The sequence below is a fragment of the Streptomyces asiaticus genome, from assembly GCF_018138715.1.
Taxonomy (GTDB): domain Bacteria; phylum Actinomycetota; class Actinomycetes; order Streptomycetales; family Streptomycetaceae; genus Streptomyces; species Streptomyces asiaticus.
Window position 1 is genome coordinate 145,848 of record NZ_JAGSHX010000002.1, and the last position, 14,955, is coordinate 160,802.

The window sequence follows — 14,955 nt, forward strand, 5'->3', positions numbered from 1 at the left end:
CGCCGCTTCCGCGAACGACGGCGACAGCGACCTGGACATGGCCAGGGAACTGCTCCAGGTCCGGGCGGGAGGTGGCCGGTGAAGGTGAATGCCGTGATCAGCTTCGTCACCAGCCTTACCGATGAGGAGTGGGAGGAGCTGAGGAGGAAGAACGCCGAGCAGAACAGGCGCTCGGAGAACAACCGGCACTGAGGAAAGCGGCTGCGGGCCCGCGGAAGGTCACCCCACGGGGCGAGATCACCGTGGGCCCGCCCGCTCCCCTGGCCGCATGACCTGCTCGTGCGGCCAGGGGAGCGGGATCCTGCTCCAACTCCGAAGCGGCGCCCAGGGCTTAGGCCCCCTGAGCGCCGCGGTACAGGCCATACCACTGGTGAGAGGCAACCTGTATGTACACCATCGCACACCTGGCCGTCCTTGCCATGGCCGACCAGGACCTGGAGGACTACCGCAAGGCTCAGGAGGAGCGGGAGGCCCGCGAGGCGGCGGCCCGGAACCAGCGGGCGCATGGCCAGGTCCACGGAAACACAGCAGGGGGCAGTCGATAGGCGCGGGTATGCCGACGCTGTCCGATCGGACGGTGAAGGCCGCCGCCACGTTCGTGACTCCACCGATGGCCAGTTGCCCACCGGCGCGTGCTCCGCACCGCGCCGAGCTCCCGGACATCACCTGAGCACAATCGCGCTGCCCTCGCTCCTTCTCCCAGGAGCGAGGGCAGCGCCCTACCCACCGCATCCCTTGTGACCATCGCCGACATAGCTTGGGCCACGCAATCGGCTGCCGCGAACGTCGTCGCCGCGCGAGGTCTGAAAAGCCCGGCCGCCATAGCCCTGCTGATCACCGCTGCCACGGCGGCGAGCGCGGCAATGGACGCCGACCACCCCGTTCACGCCATCTACCCGCCTCGAGGGACTCCGCGTGGGCGCACACAGCCCCGCGACGACGCCGAAACCGCGTGATCCCCGCTCACCGAGAGGACCTTTGACGTTGAAGAGCATCCCCTTGCCGTCTGCTGACGACGAGATCGGCCCGCGCCGCCTCGGCGCCATCTACCAGAACGTCGACGGCCGCTTCGAAGTCCTGGCCCTGATCAGGGACCCGCTCAGGGCGGCGGCGCTCCTGGGCCGTGCCGGTGCGCGGTGGGCGGTGATCGTGCGCGACACGCTGCGCCCTGACGGGCAGCCGTTCCCGGTCGGGTCGGCCTGGACCGACTCCGACTATCTGATCCGGCCTGGCAAAGCCGACTCCAGCTCGATCGCGGGCGCTTTCACCCGTGCCGCTTGACGAGGCACCGGGACGTCCGTCCCGCTGCGGCCAGTCGGCCACCGCGTCACCGACATCCACCCGCCCACCGGCAACCAGCGCGACAGCGGGACCCGTTGACACACGCATCCAGGGAGGATCCGTGAAGCACATTGTGCGCACCACCTTCGCCTCGAGCCTCGCCTCGGACGACAGCGACCGTGATTTCCGGACCAGCGGGGCCTGCCGGAAGGAGGAGCCGGACCTGTTCTTCCCGATCGGCAACACCGGCCCTGCCCTGCTGCAGATCGAGGAAGCCAAGGCCGTGTGCCGCCGCTGCCCGGTCATGGAGACCTGCCTCCAGTGGGCGCTGGACACCAACCAGCACTACGGCGTCTGGGGCGGCATGAGCGAGGACGAGCGGCGCGCACTGAAGCGTCGCGCCGCCCGCAAACGCGCCCACAACGCCAGCGCCTGACCGCAGCCCTGCGCTGCCCGGGCGTCACCGGTCCGGCCTCTGTTCCGGTCCGGTGACGGCGGAGAACGCAGGGACAGCACTCAGCAGCCGATCACTCGATCCCGCTGCTGTCCGGTCCACACCTCAACCTGCACCGCATTCAAGGGAGATCACCATGGCAACGCCCGCTTGCCCGCACACGCCGCCGTGCCCGTCAGCCGACAGCCCCGACCGTGAGGCCGCCCACCTGGTGGCTCACCACCCGGAGCAAGGTTGGAGCCTGCTGTGCAACGGCGTCCTGGTCTTCGAGGACACCGGCGAGCTGCTGCCTGACAACAGCGTTGTCGCCCCGCACCGGTCGCCCAGTTGCGAGCACATCGCCGCAACTGCCTGAAGCGGCGACTTCGAGCAGGCATGACGGCTGGCGATCCCGTCCGGCGGGAGCGCCAGCCAACTTTCTGCCCGCGCCGCAACACCATCTCGCGTCGGCCGCCCGTGCCTCGGGTGGCCGTGTTGTTCCGTCTGCTGCTCCTGGCGACAGTCCAGGAGCGATACCTCGAAGGAGTCCTCGATGGCCGGGATATTTGCCCGTCTGACCAGCCCGTTGCGCCACATCGACGCTGACCCGGACCAGCTGGTCCTGGAGGCGTACCGGCTGCTCCAGGACGCCACAAAGAACCAGGGCGTCTGGGCGGCGATGACCGCGTACACCGGCATGGCGAGCGTGAAGATCCAGATCGCCCAGTACCTCAAGGAGCACCGCGACTGACCTTGCCTGGGACCACTCGCCGCGGCCCCGGCCGGAGTTGCTCTCCGTTGCGGGGCCGGCGGTTCTCCCGCTTCGCCACGACTGCCTGGGCCGTGGCGGGGTCGGAGAGCCGGAACGGCTCGGCAAAGAGAAAGAGGCCCCACGCCCGGGGCCTCTCCTTTGTTCTCGCGATCCGCTGACAAGGAGCGATTCGCATGGTTAACGCTACCAGTGGGGGTGTCTGGTGAGTACCACCGCCACCACCCCGGATCTCGACAAGACCCCGGCCGACAGGTACGTGGCGCGCAGCCCGCTATCGGCCCTGCTGGCCACGCTCACTGCGCTGGTCGCCACCGTCCTGGCCTTGTTCGACCTGTTCGCCAACGGCCTGTGGCCCACCTGCATGCACCTGGCCGTCGGCCTGGCCGTGTTCGGCGCGGTCCGGCTGTGCGTCGGCCTGGCCCTGGACCCGTTCTTCCCGACCGACGACCCGGAGAGCACATGACCGCCGTCGACTTCCGCAAGCCCGACATCCGCCCGGACGGCGACGACGACCAGTACTCCTGGAACGCCCCCGAACCGGCCGGCCACAACCACCCCGACCACAACCACCCCGGCGACAACGACCCGGAGCCGGAGCAGCACGACGCTCCGGAGCCTGAGACGGCGCCGAAGCCGGACGACCCGCGTACGATGCGGATGCTTGCCGTCATCGCCGGCGTCGGGGGCCTGGTGCTCGCCGGGATCGGCTTCACCGGCTCCTACAACACGCTGCGGCATCTCGCGGAGGGCAAGGGCTTCGGCAGCTTCTCCTACGCGTTCCCCGTCGGGATCGACGCGGGCATCCTCGTGCTCCTGGCGCTCGATCTCTACATGATGCGCAAGCGGATGCCGCTGCCGGTGCTGCGCTGGGCGGCACACGGCCTGACTGCTGCGACGGTGGCGTTCAACGCGGCTGCCCCGCCGGGGCCGGTGTCGGACGACCCGCTCGCGGCGTCCATGCACGGCGTGATCCCGGTGCTGTTCATCATCGCGGTGGAGGCTGCCCGCCACTACATCGGCCGGATGGCTGATCTGCTGGCCGGCGCCACCCCGCTGGGGTCGGTCCCGCTGACCCGGTGGATCCTCTCCCCGCTGACCACGCCCCGCCTGGCCCGCCGGATGCGGCTGTACAACCTCCCCTACAAGGAGGTCGCCGCCCAGCACCAGCAGCTGCGGATCTACCGTGAGGGCCTGCGCCAGAAGTACGACAAAGACGAGCGGCGCTGGAGGAAGGCGGCGACGGCCAACGAGATGCTGCCGTTCAAGCTCGCGCCCTTCGGGTTCAGCGTGGAACGCGCGCTGGGCGTGCCGTTGGAGGAGGAGACCAAGCGGATCGAGAGGGAGGCGCAGGCGGCTGTTCAGCGTGCCGAGGCCCAGATTCAGCGAGTGAAGACCGATGTTCAACTCGGGGCCGCTCGCATTCAGGCGGAGGTCGACAAGATCCGCGCCGAGGGTCAGCTGAAGATCGCCCGCGCCGAAGCGGAACGCGAGGCTCAGGCGGAGATTCAACAAGCCGAGGCGGACTTTCAACTCCGCGAGGCCAAGCGTCAGCACGCGCTCAAGCTCGCGGAGGACCAGGCCGCGGCCGAAGCGCAGGAGCTCGCCGACGAGACCGAGAAGCGCCGTACCCTCGCCCGCATCGAGCGGGAGAAGGTACAGGCCAGCTGGGGTCTGGAGCAGCAGCGGATGGCCACGGAGGCCACCGAGCACGAGCGCCGCATCCAGGCCGATGCCGCCGCCCGCGCACAGCGCGATGAGGCCGCCCGGCAGGCCGGCATCGCAGAGCAGGACCAGCGCCGCGCGCGGGCCCTGGCCGAACAGAAGCGGGCCCTCAAAGAGGCTGCTGAACACGAGCGGAAGGAGGCTGAACACCGCGCCGCGACGGTGAACGCGGCCCGTCAGGAGCAGATCGCAGCCGAGGAGATCGCCGCCTCGAAGGTGCGCGAGCAGGCCGCGATCGAGGAGGCCGCTGAGCATCAGGCGCGTGCGGCTGAACACGAGGCCCGCGCGGTCGAAGCGGCCGCGATGGCCCGCATGTCCCAGGTCGACTGGGACACCCACCGGGTCGCCGCGATGATCCAGGCCCGGGGCGAGAGCGCGGTCACCGTCCGCGTCATCGCCGAGGAGCTGGGCATCTCCACCGGCTCCGCGCAGGACCGTAAGACCCGCGCCGTCGCCCTGCTCAAGGGCGACGGCAACGAGGTCCCGGAGCAGGCCGCAGCCTGAAAACGGAATCTGATCTGAGAGCCCTCCTGGCCCCCACGGTCGTCCCTCGCACCTCCCCTCCGGCGCACCGCCGGACAGGGCGGCTGCGGGGGCCGGCCGCGGCCGCCAGGCCGATCGCGTCACCCGCTCCACCCTGCGCGAACCGGCCCCGCCAACGGCCCGGAAAGCACCTTTTGCACCACCAGCCTTGTCGTTCACGGAAAGTAGCGGCGAGGCGAAGCGAGGCGAGGCGAGGCGAGGGAAAACACCCCTCCCAGCTCCCTGCTGAGCCCTCCAACCGGGGGTGAAGGGGGGCTCTGCGCTCGCGTCGCCTCGCCTCGCCTCGCCTCGCCTCTCCGCTACGCATTGTGAGGAGATTCGTCGTGGCAGACACCGCGACCACACCCCCCGACACCGCCACGGACAGCACTGGCGGCGAGGGCGCCGACACCGCCGAATACCCCGTCGTCACCACGCCCTCCAGTGGCGCAGACCCGGCCGCGGAGCCGAAGAAGACCAGCCGTGGACACCCAAGGGCGCTGCCACTTCTGATCCACGGCGGAAACACAACCGGAATCGCAGCAGGTGTCGCGTACGGCGCCGCCGGAGTACCTGGACTCATCGCCGCCGGCGCGGCCGGAGCAGCGGTCGGCGCCGCCGCGCTGGCCGGACGCAAGAAGCGCTCGAAGGTCTCCACCGTTCGCAAGGTCACCACTGGCAACCGTTCCGGCGGGGGCTTCGGCCGGTCCGGGGGAGGCGCGGGCAAGGGCGGCCTGCTCGGACGCGGCGGTGGTCGCGGCTGGGGCGGCGGGGCTGCCGGTGGCGGCGGCCGCGGCCGGACGAACGGCACCGGCTCCGTCGGGACCGGCGCCGGACGCCGACTCGGCGGCGGCTCCGGCCGGGGCCTCGGCGGCCGCGGAAGCGGGAACGGGAGGAACGGGCGCGGCCCGGGCGGTCTCCTCGGCGAGGGCGGCCGCCGGAAGAACAAGGGTGGCGGCCTGGGCGGTGCCAACAGCCCCGGCGCCAACGCGCTCAAGGGCACCGGCGGCAAGAACCACCCCGGGAAGGCGGGCGCCCACCAGCAGTCCCGCTCCGGCAAGGCGTGGCAGACCCTCAAGGGCTGGGGCAACAGGATGCGCCGCACGAACGGCGGCGCCGGCTCCGGGAACTCCGGTTCTTCCGGCGGCTCCGGCACCAGCGGCAAGAGCACCGGTACCGGATCGTCCACGCCCGCCACGACCCGTCTCGGGCGCGCGCTGCGCAAGATGCGCGGCTGGGCGGGCAAGCTGCGCCGCTCGAAGAAGGGCAAGAACGGCAGCCCTAACGGCTCCGGTAGCAGCGGCCCGGCATTGGGCCGCCTCTACCGGTTGCGCCGCGTCGCCGCCCGCAAGCTCGGGCACTGGGCGCGCTGCGCCGGCGCCGGATTCCTCGCCGGACTCGGAGGGCTGCTCACGCTGCCCCTCGGACTCCTGTGGGGCGTCTGGCGCCTGCTCACCCGGCACCGCGACCCGTTGGGCGGGTTCGCGTTCCCCGTCCGCACCGCCGGACGGATCTGGCGGTTCTTCTTCCGCCGCTCCAAGGCCCGCCACGACAAGGAAGCCCAGGCGGACCAGCTCACCCTCAAGGTCAACAACCCGAGGAAGGACACCGACCCCGTGACCGGACCCTCTCTGACCGCAGGCACCACGGTGCTGGACGGCAACAACAGCAAGTTCGCCATGGCCATGCGCGCCGCGCACTCCGCCTACACCGGCTACAGCCCGCGCAGCATGATGGAGGTTGCTGCCGAGTACGCCGGCCTGCCCAACGGCATCCGCGCCGCGGCAATGGCCGTACAGCAGATGGCCGTCAACTCCGACCAGAAGTACCCGTGCAGCAAGCGGGCCATCGCCAAGCTGATCGAGGCGTACCAGCGGATGGTCAACGCCGCGTCCCGCGCGGACAACATGGTCGCCCTCTTCCGCGGTGCCCACGCGTTCGACATCGAGCGGATCGTCGCCCCGCGGACGAACGAGTGGATGTGGAACGTCACCCCGACCGGGGCCGACGCCCCCGAGGGCGCGATGTTCATGCCCGGCCGGATCGAGTCCGGATGCGTCCTGATGGCCGTGCTCTACCGCACCTTCGAACCGGTCCACATGATGCAGGTCGGCAGCGAGTTCCAGGGCACCGCCTACGGGATCACCGCTCTGGCCGACTGCATCCACACCCTGCACCAGCGCACCCGCGACCTGTACCCGGTCGACGACCGCGTCACCGACGAGCTCGGCATGCTCGAGTCGATGATCCGCGCGGCCGGCGACGACGCCGACATGGCCGCGAAGCTGTTCCTCGAGGACCATAGCCGGGAAATCAGCCACAACATCAGCCCCCGCAAGGGCCCGGCTGCCGAGTCCATGTGGAACACCCCCCGCTGACCCACATCCCCCAGCACGACCCGCACCACCAGGAGCCGGTGGCCGGACCCCGAACCCCGGGGGCCGGCCACCGGCTCCTTTGCTGCCTGCCTATTGCCTTGCTGCCCTCGCCCCCGCCTTCCTGACCAGGATGGAGAACTCTTCCCATGTCGATGCGTCACTGGGACTGGTCGCTGCCCAGCGGCCACACCACCTTCCTCGGATACGCCAGCGAGACCGCTGCCTCGATGGTGATGCTCGCCCCGATCACTGGACTGCCCTGGCAGGCCGCCGCTGTCACCCTCACCGGCGCGGCCGCCGCCGGGTCGGTCCACGACCTGCGCGAGGGCACCACCGTCGGCACCCTCACCACCCGCGCCCTGTCCTGGCTCACCGCCGCCGGATGGGCATCCTGGGCGCTGGCGACCGCGCCCCTGACCTCCACCGGCTGGGCAACCGGCCTGGGCCTGGCCGCCGTCGGCCTCGCCGCGAACGCCTCGGCGACCCGCACGGAGCCCACCCGCTCCCAGCGCAAGCGGCTGCTGAAGCTGCGTCGCGAGTCGGTCGGCATCCTGCGCGACTGGGAAGACCGCATGGCACGCGTCGCCCGGATCGAGAAGTGCCAGGGCAAGGACGTGCAGCACTGGCCCGGGAAGGTCGGCTACACGGTGGAGATGGACTTGCCCGACGGCGGGACCACCATCGACGACCTCAACGGCTACGGCCCGAAGTTCGCCAGCGACCTGCGCCTGGCCGACGGCTGCGGTGTGGAGATCTTCCCCGGCGCCAACCGCGGCACGATCCTGATCGAGGTCACCCTCAAGGACGTCATCAGCGAGGACATCCCCTACCCGGAGGACTACTCCGAGATCAGCCTCACCGAGCGGTTCCCCTTCGGCGTGCACCGCAACGGCGAGCCGGCGCTCGGCAGCCTCTGCAACGACTGCGGCATTCTGATCGGCGAGACGGACGCGGGCAAGACGAACTCGCTGCGCGTGGTCACCGCTCAGCTCGCCCGGATGCCCGACGCGCTGATCTGGGCCATCGACATCACCGGCGGCGGCGTCGCCCTCCCGTGGATCACTCCGTGGGCCACCGAGGGCCTTGCCTCCGCGCCGATTGTCGACTGGATCGCCCACACCGAGGACGAAGCCCGCCTCATGCTCAAGATGGCCGGGGAGATCATCGCCGCCCGCAAGGCCGGATACCAGCAGCTGATGCGCGAGCAGAAGACCGACAACAAACTCCCGATCAGCCACGAGATCCCCGGCATCGTCATCATCTGCGACGAGACCGCCTCCCTGCCCTTCGACATCAAGGAAATGGTCGACAAGATCGAAGAGGAAGGCCGCGCGATGCGCGTGCGGGCCCTGGTCGCGGCCCTGCGCGCCACGCAGGACGCCATCACCGCCATGATGAAGCTCATGTCGAAGTGGCGCGTCGGCATGACCGTGAGCGACCCGGAAGAGCTGGCCTACCTCTTCCCCGGCTACATCAAGATCGACCCCAAGGACGCGCCCGTCGCGGGTTCCGGCTGGACGATGCACACCCGGCTGGGGCCGAAGAAGCCCACCGCGATGAAGGTGTGGCGCCTGGTCGACGAGCTGATGGACAAGATCTGCGCGGCGACCGCCGGGCGGCGCCCCAAGCTCGATGAGCTGTCCGCGTCCGTCGACAGCGGCGCGCACTACCCGCAGCGGTGGGCGCGCACCCTGCCGGACCTCTACAAGGGCCAGAAGCTCACCGAGTCCGCGCAGTACGCCATCGACAACGCCGGGGAAATCATCCCCGCCTCCACCCTGCTCGCCTCCGACCCGGCGCCCGCCGCGTCGGTCGGCACCACCGCGACGGCCCCGGCCGCCTCGGTGCCGCAGGGCTTCGAGGGCTTCGGCGGCGCGGCGGAGCTGTTCGCCGCCGTCACCGCCAGCCTGGACCCGGCCGCCGCACCGGTCGCCGTCCCCGCAGGCCCGGCCCCGGCGCCAGCCGCGGCCCCTCACGGGGCACCGCTCCCCCGTCCTGCCCGCCCGGTCGACCCGCGCGAGAAGGGCTGGGAGCTCCTGGTCGCCGCCGGTGAAGACGGCTACTCGCCCAAGGCGCTGCACGAGATGCTCAAACAGCTCCTGGGCGACGATGTCGCACCGGCACAGCGCACGGTCGGCGGCTGGCTGCAGACCTGGGCCAAGGACGGCAAGGCCATCAAGGACGATACGCGGCAGTACACCCGCTACGTCGCCCGCGAAGCCGCCGCCCAGCAGCCCAGCACCGCCCCGGCCGGACAGGAAGCGGCGGCCCTACCCGAGGGCATCGACGGCGCCCTGGTCCTCCAGGCCGTCGAACTGCTCGTGTCCACCCAGTTCGGGTCCACGTCGATGCTCCAGCGCAAGCTGCGCATCGGCTTCGCCCTCACCGAGAAGCTGATGGACTTCCTCCACCAGCTGGGCATCGTCGGCCCGTCCGACGGCTCCAAGGCACGCGAAATCCTGGTCTCGACGCAGGACCTGGAGGCGACCATGATGAGGCTGGCCGACGAACTCGGCTACACCGCCCGCGACTTGGGCGCGATGGGCCTTGCGGCCGCCGCCGCTTCGCACACCAAGGAGTGACCATGTCCTTCGAGACAGCGGATGAGGAGATCGAGCGCCTGGAGGCCGAACGACACTCCTACAGCGAGACCTTCAAAAACACTGCCGAGTCCGACACCGTCACCCGCGCGCACCTCCAGACGGAAATGGACCGGCGCACCGCCCGGATCCAGGAGCTCCAGCAGCACCAGCCACTGGGATTCTTCGCACGCTGGAGCCTGCGCGCCGCCTCCCTCGCCCTGCTCTGGGGCACCTGGGAGATCGGCCCGTGGTGGGCGAAGCTCGGCTGCGTTCTCCTCGCTGCGTTCCTCGCCTTCTACAGCCTCGGCTGACCCACCGCCCCGTCTCACCCACCCCGGGCCCCAGGACCCGCCCAGCCACCCCGGCCGGGCGGGTCCTTCGCATTCCCCACCACCTTCTCCCCCGCCAAGGAGGCACCGTGAAACCCTGCGACCTCACCCTCACCGAACAAGTTCAGCAAACCGAGCACGCCCCGCCGACGCCCGGCACGCCGACCATCGGCCTGCCGTACGACGGCCTGGAGGAGATCTGGGCGCTGTTCCCCGAGGCCCGCCCCGGCACGCAGACCACCGGCCTGCCGGTTCCAGCCGCCCCCGCCCACGCCGCTGCTGGCCTCTACACCGACGAGGCGTACATGGCCCGGGTCTACGACCTGGTCCGCAGGGAGGAAACCCTCACCCACATCCGCGCCCAGTACCAGCAAGCGGCCATACAGGCAGCCCTCGCCCCGGTCGCGGTCCACCCGCAGATCGTGACCCCGGCGTCGGCGCCCCCATCCCCGCCCACCCCGACGCAGCCGCAGCGCGCGGTGCCGGCCTTCGTCTGGAAGTACAGCGCGCTGGCGTTGTCCACCGGCGGCGGCATCGCGCTCGCTGGGATCGGCGTCGGCGCCGCAGCTCCCACCCTCGCGCAGATCCCCGCCATCCTCACCGCGACCGGCCAGGCCGTGATGAGCGTGGCGGGCCTGTTCGTGCTCGTCTTCCTCGCGCTCGCCGCACGCGGCACACGGAGCGGCAGGGGAGGCACCACGGTCAACATCCGCAAGGCGGTCTTCCGGCGCAACAAGTTCCACGGATGAGCCGGGCTGCCTGCCTCGCCCCCGTCCCCGCCCGTCTTCGGGCACCGGGGACGGGACAGGCCGTCCGGCCTGTGCACCACCCGCTGAGCCCTGCCGACACCAGCACGACGTCGGCGGGGCACAGCGCTGTTGGCCGACGACTGGAGGAGATCGCACGTGCTCAGTCCCCGCCCGCGCCGCCGGATCGGCCGGCCCCGGCCCCTGCGCCCCGGCCCTCGCTACCCGTACCGCCCCTTCCGGCAGCCCGGACACGAGCACCGCTGACTAACCGCTATCCGCACCGCTCAACTCAACCCGGCTACAAAGGAGATCCAGCTGTGGCGCCTTCGGCCACGCTCAACGCCCACAACCTCGCCCGCCTGATCCGTACGGCCGCGCCACACGCGGCGGCGGACGGCATCGGCCTCGATCAGATCGACGGCATCCGCTTCGACAGCGACGGCACCCACTTGCATGCCGTCGCCAGCGACCGCTACACGGTGGCCGTTGCCCGGGCCCGCCTCACCACCCCCGGCGAGCCGTTCGCCCGTACCGTGCACGGCCAGGACGTCGCCTCGCTGCGGGCCTGGGTCGACGCCCACGACGGCGAGGCCGCCCTCACCCTCACCACCGAGATCGGCCGCCTTGCCTTCGACGGCCCGCGCGGCACCCTGCGCATCTCCGTCATGGACGGCGAGAAGTTCCCCGACTGGCGGCAGCTGCTGCACACCGCGCTCGCCGACGTCCCCGCCGATGCCCCCTGCACGCGCTGGACATCGAGGTTCTGGGAGCGCTGGCAGCACGCCAACCGCGAGGTCAACACCTGGCACGCAGGCGGAGAAAAGCCCCTGATCGTGCTCGGCACGGACGTCATCGGACTGCAGGCACCCCACCGCATGCGCACCCCGGAACAGGACCAGACGCAAACGACCTCCGACGCCCTGGACGTCTGGAAGACCAGCCTCGGCACGGACACCGGACAACGCACCGACCTGGCGGACGCCATCCCCGAGCCCCCGCGCCGCTCGTACACCGCCGCCAGCACGGTGCCGGAGATGACCGAGGAACTGCTGCGGCAGACCCTGAACGCCACCAACGGCCTGTTCAGCGCACCCAGCGACGACCCCGGAGCCGTCGCCGCCTACGCGCTGTCCGGGGTGCACGCATGGGCCGCTTACCGGTTCCTCAAGGCACTGATCAAGTCCGACCCGGACCTGGCCGCCGACACCGTCGCCGACCTCGCCGAACAGCTCGACTCCGGCGAGATCGGCGAATGGGCCTGGGACGCCGCCGTCGAAGCCGGACACGACCCGCAGAAGTGGGCCGACGACCGTGCTCAGGCCCGAGCTGAGAAGTCCGCCACCACGGACTCGGCGGCAACAAGCGGCTGACAGCTCCGCCCCGGCGACGTAGGCCGGGGCGGAACCGCAGGGCGGCCGCGCATCGGCAAAGGGCCAGCCGCCCACTCCCCTTCACCCACTTCGAGATCAGGAGAACTCCAGCATGCCCCGTCTGTCTCTGACCACCCAGCGCCTGGCCCTGTTCGGCACCCTGCTGGCCACCTTCGGTGAGCTGCACCCCTTGTGCGACCAATGGGTGCAGGGCCCGAAGACGGCCATGCGGAAGCGGCTCTACGGCGAGGACCTGGTCCACGCCGACGGCTCCGCCGCCGACCCGGACTCCACCCGCCCGACCATGACCAGCAGCGCGCTTGGCCGACGTGCAGTCGCCTGCCACGTCGCGTCCTACACCGCCGTGCAGCTCGGGGCGACCGTCGCGATCACTCGCGCGTTTGGCTACCGCGTGAAGCCCGCAGCGCTGCTCGCCGGAGCGGCTGTCAACGCGGGCACGCACGCCGCGATCGACCGCGGGGCCTTACTGCTGTGGCTGGCGAAGAAAATCGGCAAGACCGGCTACATCGAGCACTGCCAGGCAGTCCGGTTCGACGATGAGGGCGAGCTCAGCAAGGAGCTGACCGGCCCGGGCAGCGCGTGGATGGAGCTGGACGTTCTCTGCACCAACGTGGTTGCTGGGTGTGCCCGGTGACGAGCATCGAGCAGATCGCAACGCTGGCGACGTTTGGGACGGTATGGGCTGTGCTCTCCGTCGGCCACAACCTCGCGGATCACGTGTTCGGGCAGAGCGATCACCAGGCCGCGAACAAGGGAGCGCCGACGGCGGCTGACGTCGCCGACGGAGTGAGCCCGCGGCAGGGCTGGGGCGCGTGTCTGGGACACGTCGCCCAGTATCACCTGGTGATGGCCGTGATGCTGTCCCTGGTCTGGGCTGTCCTCCCGCTTCAGCTGTCCTGGACCGGCCTGGCCGCCGGGCTCGTTGTCTCGGCGATGACACACGCGTTCTTCGATCGCCGCTGGCCGGTGCGCTGGCTGTTGCAGCACACCGGCTCGCCGGACTTCGCGGAGCTGAGGACGGCCGGGATGAACGGCATGTATTTGACGGATCAGGCCCTGCATCACACCGCTCTGCTGGCATCCGCGGTGCTGATCACTGTTGTGTGAGCGGGGGCCGAGGATGAGGAAGCCTGGCTGTGATCACGAGAACGAATGGGAGTCGATTGTCGACGACTTCGGGAGTCAGTTCTCCAGCCTCATTCATGATCAATGTCGATGAGTTCGGGAGTCACTGCGGCCTTCGAGTGCCCGGCCGGTGCTGATTCTCCTGTGTCCTGTTTTGTCGTGCAGTGCGGGGCATGGTCAGCGGTGCGGTGATGCACGCGGCGGCGAGGAGGATGCCGAAGGCGACTGTCAGGGCGGTGGTGTAGCCGTGGACGGATGCCGCGCTCGGCGTGGCGTAACGTGCCGATGCCAGGTATGACGCTGTGGCGCTGGCTGCGATGGTGTTGAGCAGTGCGGTGCCGAGTGCGGCTCCGAGTTGTTGGGAGGCGTTGTAGGCGGCCGATGCGGCTCCGATTTCGTGTTGGTGCATGTCCGCGGTGGCCAGGCTGGCGGTCGGGGGCATGATGCAGCCGAGGCCGAGTCCGGTGAGTACCAGGGCGGGCGTCAGGTGCACTGGCAGGACGTGCGTGCTCTGCGGTGTCAAGCGGGTCAAGATGAGCATCCCGGCGGCCGCGGAGATCAGGCCCGGCAGGATCAGCATCGCGGGCGCGACGCGTCCGTGCAGTTTCCCGGCGACGAGTGTGGAGCCAACGAGGGCGGCCAGGGCGTTGATGATCAGCGCCAGGCCCGCCTGGACCGGTGAGTAGCCGAGGATGGTCTGCGTGTAGTAGCTCATGAACAGGTAGAAGCCGAACATGGCGACGAACATCAGGGTGATCGCGATGAGTGCACCGGCGCGGAGACGGTGCATGAGTAAGCGCATCGGCAGCAGCGGGCGGGGCGCGTGCACCTCGACGGCGGCGAACGCGGTCAGCAGCAGGACACCGCCGGCCAGCATTGTCAGCACCTTCAGCGAACCCCACCCGAGCGGTTCGGCCTGGTTGAAGGCGTAAACGACAGCGGAGAAGCCCGTGGCGCTGAGCAGTGCGCCCGCGACGTCGAGCCTTCCGTCGCCTCGGGTTGGGCGGTCTGATGGCACGAGTGTCGTGCCGAGCACGGCGATCAGGGCGAGGGGGACGTTGATGAACAGGCACCACCGCCAGCTGGCGTACTCGGTCAGGAGTCCCCCTGCGACCAGGCCGAGGGCCGATCCGGCGGCACCGACTGAGGCGAACACACCAAAGGCCCGACCGCGTTCGCGCGGCTCGGTGAATGTCGTACTCAGCAATGACAACCCGGCGGGAGCAAGAGCGGCGGCGAAGACACCTTGCAGGGCTCGGGCCCCGAAGAGCATCTCGGGGTTCACGGCAGCCCCGCCCAGCGCAGACGAGGCGGCGAAGCCGACCAGGCCGATGAGGAACGTGCGCCGATGGCCGAGTGCGTCGCTGACTCTGCCGCCGATCAGCAGCAGTCCGCCGAAGGCCAGGGCATACGCGGTGATCGCCCATTGCCGGCTCGCGTCGGACATCCCGAGCGCGCTCTGCGCGGAGGGCAACGAGATGTTCACGATCGTCCCGTCCAGGACCACGAGGAGCTGGGCCGCGCTCACCGCCAGCAGCGTCCACCACCGCCGCCGCGCAGAGGCGGATCCTCCAGGCTTGTCGCAGGTCTCGAAGGCAGGCTCCGCCCTGGGCGGCTCGATGTCTCGGGCATTCATGACTTCAAGTGTTTCGTTGAACGAACCCCGGAGAC

Annotated in this window: 16 protein-coding genes; 15 read left to right on the forward strand and 1 reads right to left on the reverse strand. The window is 70.3% G+C overall.

From position 1 onward, the window contains the following. The first annotated feature begins 386 nt into the window (after window positions 1–386). The 15 genes from KHP12_RS06340 (at window position 387) to KHP12_RS06410 (ending at window position 13,266) form a co-directional block, all read left to right on the forward strand. Window positions 387–545, forward strand: a complete 159-nt coding sequence (locus tag KHP12_RS06340; RefSeq protein WP_211831829.1) for a hypothetical protein — start codon at window positions 387–389, stop codon at window positions 543–545. Window positions 546–737: 192 nt separating this feature from the next. Next, a complete protein-coding gene (locus tag KHP12_RS06345; protein WP_211831831.1) occupies window positions 738–956 on the forward strand; it encodes a hypothetical protein in 219 nt (72 codons plus the stop codon). 43 nt (window positions 957–999) lie between these two features. After that, complete coding sequence (locus KHP12_RS06350) at window positions 1,000–1,281, forward strand: hypothetical protein (RefSeq protein WP_246642991.1); 282 nt, start codon at window positions 1,000–1,002, stop codon at window positions 1,279–1,281. 121 nt (window positions 1,282–1,402) lie between these two features. After that, on the forward strand, window positions 1,403–1,717 hold the full coding sequence (locus tag KHP12_RS06355) for a WhiB family transcriptional regulator (RefSeq protein ID WP_372455172.1): 315 nt from the start codon (window positions 1,403–1,405) through the stop codon (window positions 1,715–1,717). A 154-nt stretch (window positions 1,718–1,871) separates the two neighbouring features. Beyond that, the gene (locus KHP12_RS06360; protein ID WP_211831835.1) at window positions 1,872–2,090 is read left to right on the forward strand and encodes a DUF5999 family protein; all 219 of its coding nucleotides are present in this window, start codon (window positions 1,872–1,874) and stop codon (window positions 2,088–2,090) included. 177 nt (window positions 2,091–2,267) lie between these two features. Continuing rightward, window positions 2,268–2,465 carry a hypothetical protein gene (locus tag KHP12_RS06365; RefSeq protein WP_211831838.1) on the forward strand — a complete coding sequence of 66 codons (198 nt, stop codon included), beginning with the start codon at window positions 2,268–2,270 and terminating at the stop codon, window positions 2,463–2,465. A 223-nt stretch (window positions 2,466–2,688) separates the two neighbouring features. Beyond that, on the forward strand, window positions 2,689–2,949 hold the full coding sequence (locus tag KHP12_RS06370; RefSeq protein WP_308016690.1) for a hypothetical protein: 261 nt from the start codon (window positions 2,689–2,691) through the stop codon (window positions 2,947–2,949). After that, the gene (locus KHP12_RS06375) at window positions 2,946–4,712 is read left to right on the forward strand and encodes a DUF2637 domain-containing protein (RefSeq protein WP_211831840.1); all 1,767 of its coding nucleotides are present in this window, start codon (window positions 2,946–2,948) and stop codon (window positions 4,710–4,712) included. The genes KHP12_RS06370 and KHP12_RS06375 overlap by 4 nt, the downstream gene beginning before the upstream one ends. Before the next feature lie 362 nt (window positions 4,713–5,074). Next, window positions 5,075–7,108 carry a hypothetical protein gene (locus KHP12_RS06380; protein ID WP_211831849.1) on the forward strand — a complete coding sequence of 678 codons (2,034 nt, stop codon included), beginning with the start codon at window positions 5,075–5,077 and terminating at the stop codon, window positions 7,106–7,108. A gap of 146 nt (window positions 7,109–7,254) precedes the next feature. Further along, entirely contained in the window at window positions 7,255–9,690 is a 2,436-nt protein-coding gene (locus KHP12_RS06385) for a DNA translocase FtsK (protein WP_372455173.1), read from the forward strand. Window positions 9,691–9,692: 2 nt separating this feature from the next. Continuing rightward, the gene (locus tag KHP12_RS06390) at window positions 9,693–10,001 is read left to right on the forward strand and encodes a hypothetical protein (protein WP_211831851.1); all 309 of its coding nucleotides are present in this window, start codon (window positions 9,693–9,695) and stop codon (window positions 9,999–10,001) included. Between the two features lie 107 nt (window positions 10,002–10,108). Continuing rightward, window positions 10,109–10,768: a hypothetical protein gene (locus tag KHP12_RS06395; protein WP_211831852.1), complete on the forward strand. Its 660-nt coding sequence runs from the start codon at window positions 10,109–10,111 to the stop codon at window positions 10,766–10,768. A 317-nt stretch (window positions 10,769–11,085) separates the two neighbouring features. After that, complete coding sequence (locus KHP12_RS06400; protein ID WP_211831853.1) at window positions 11,086–12,138, forward strand: hypothetical protein; 1,053 nt, start codon at window positions 11,086–11,088, stop codon at window positions 12,136–12,138. A 112-nt stretch (window positions 12,139–12,250) separates the two neighbouring features. Then, entirely contained in the window at window positions 12,251–12,793 is a 543-nt protein-coding gene (locus tag KHP12_RS06405; RefSeq protein ID WP_211831855.1) for a hypothetical protein, read from the forward strand. Next, window positions 12,790–13,266, forward strand: a complete 477-nt coding sequence (locus KHP12_RS06410) for a hypothetical protein (protein WP_211831857.1) — start codon at window positions 12,790–12,792, stop codon at window positions 13,264–13,266. The genes KHP12_RS06405 and KHP12_RS06410 overlap by 4 nt, the downstream gene beginning before the upstream one ends. 121 nt (window positions 13,267–13,387) lie before the next feature. On the opposite strand, the gene KHP12_RS06415 is transcribed toward KHP12_RS06410, so the two are convergent. Then, window positions 13,388–14,920 carry an MFS transporter gene (locus KHP12_RS06415; protein WP_211831859.1) on the reverse strand — a complete coding sequence of 511 codons (1,533 nt, stop codon included), beginning with the start codon at window positions 14,918–14,920 and terminating at the stop codon, window positions 13,388–13,390. Between the last annotated feature and the right edge of the window lie 35 nt (window positions 14,921–14,955).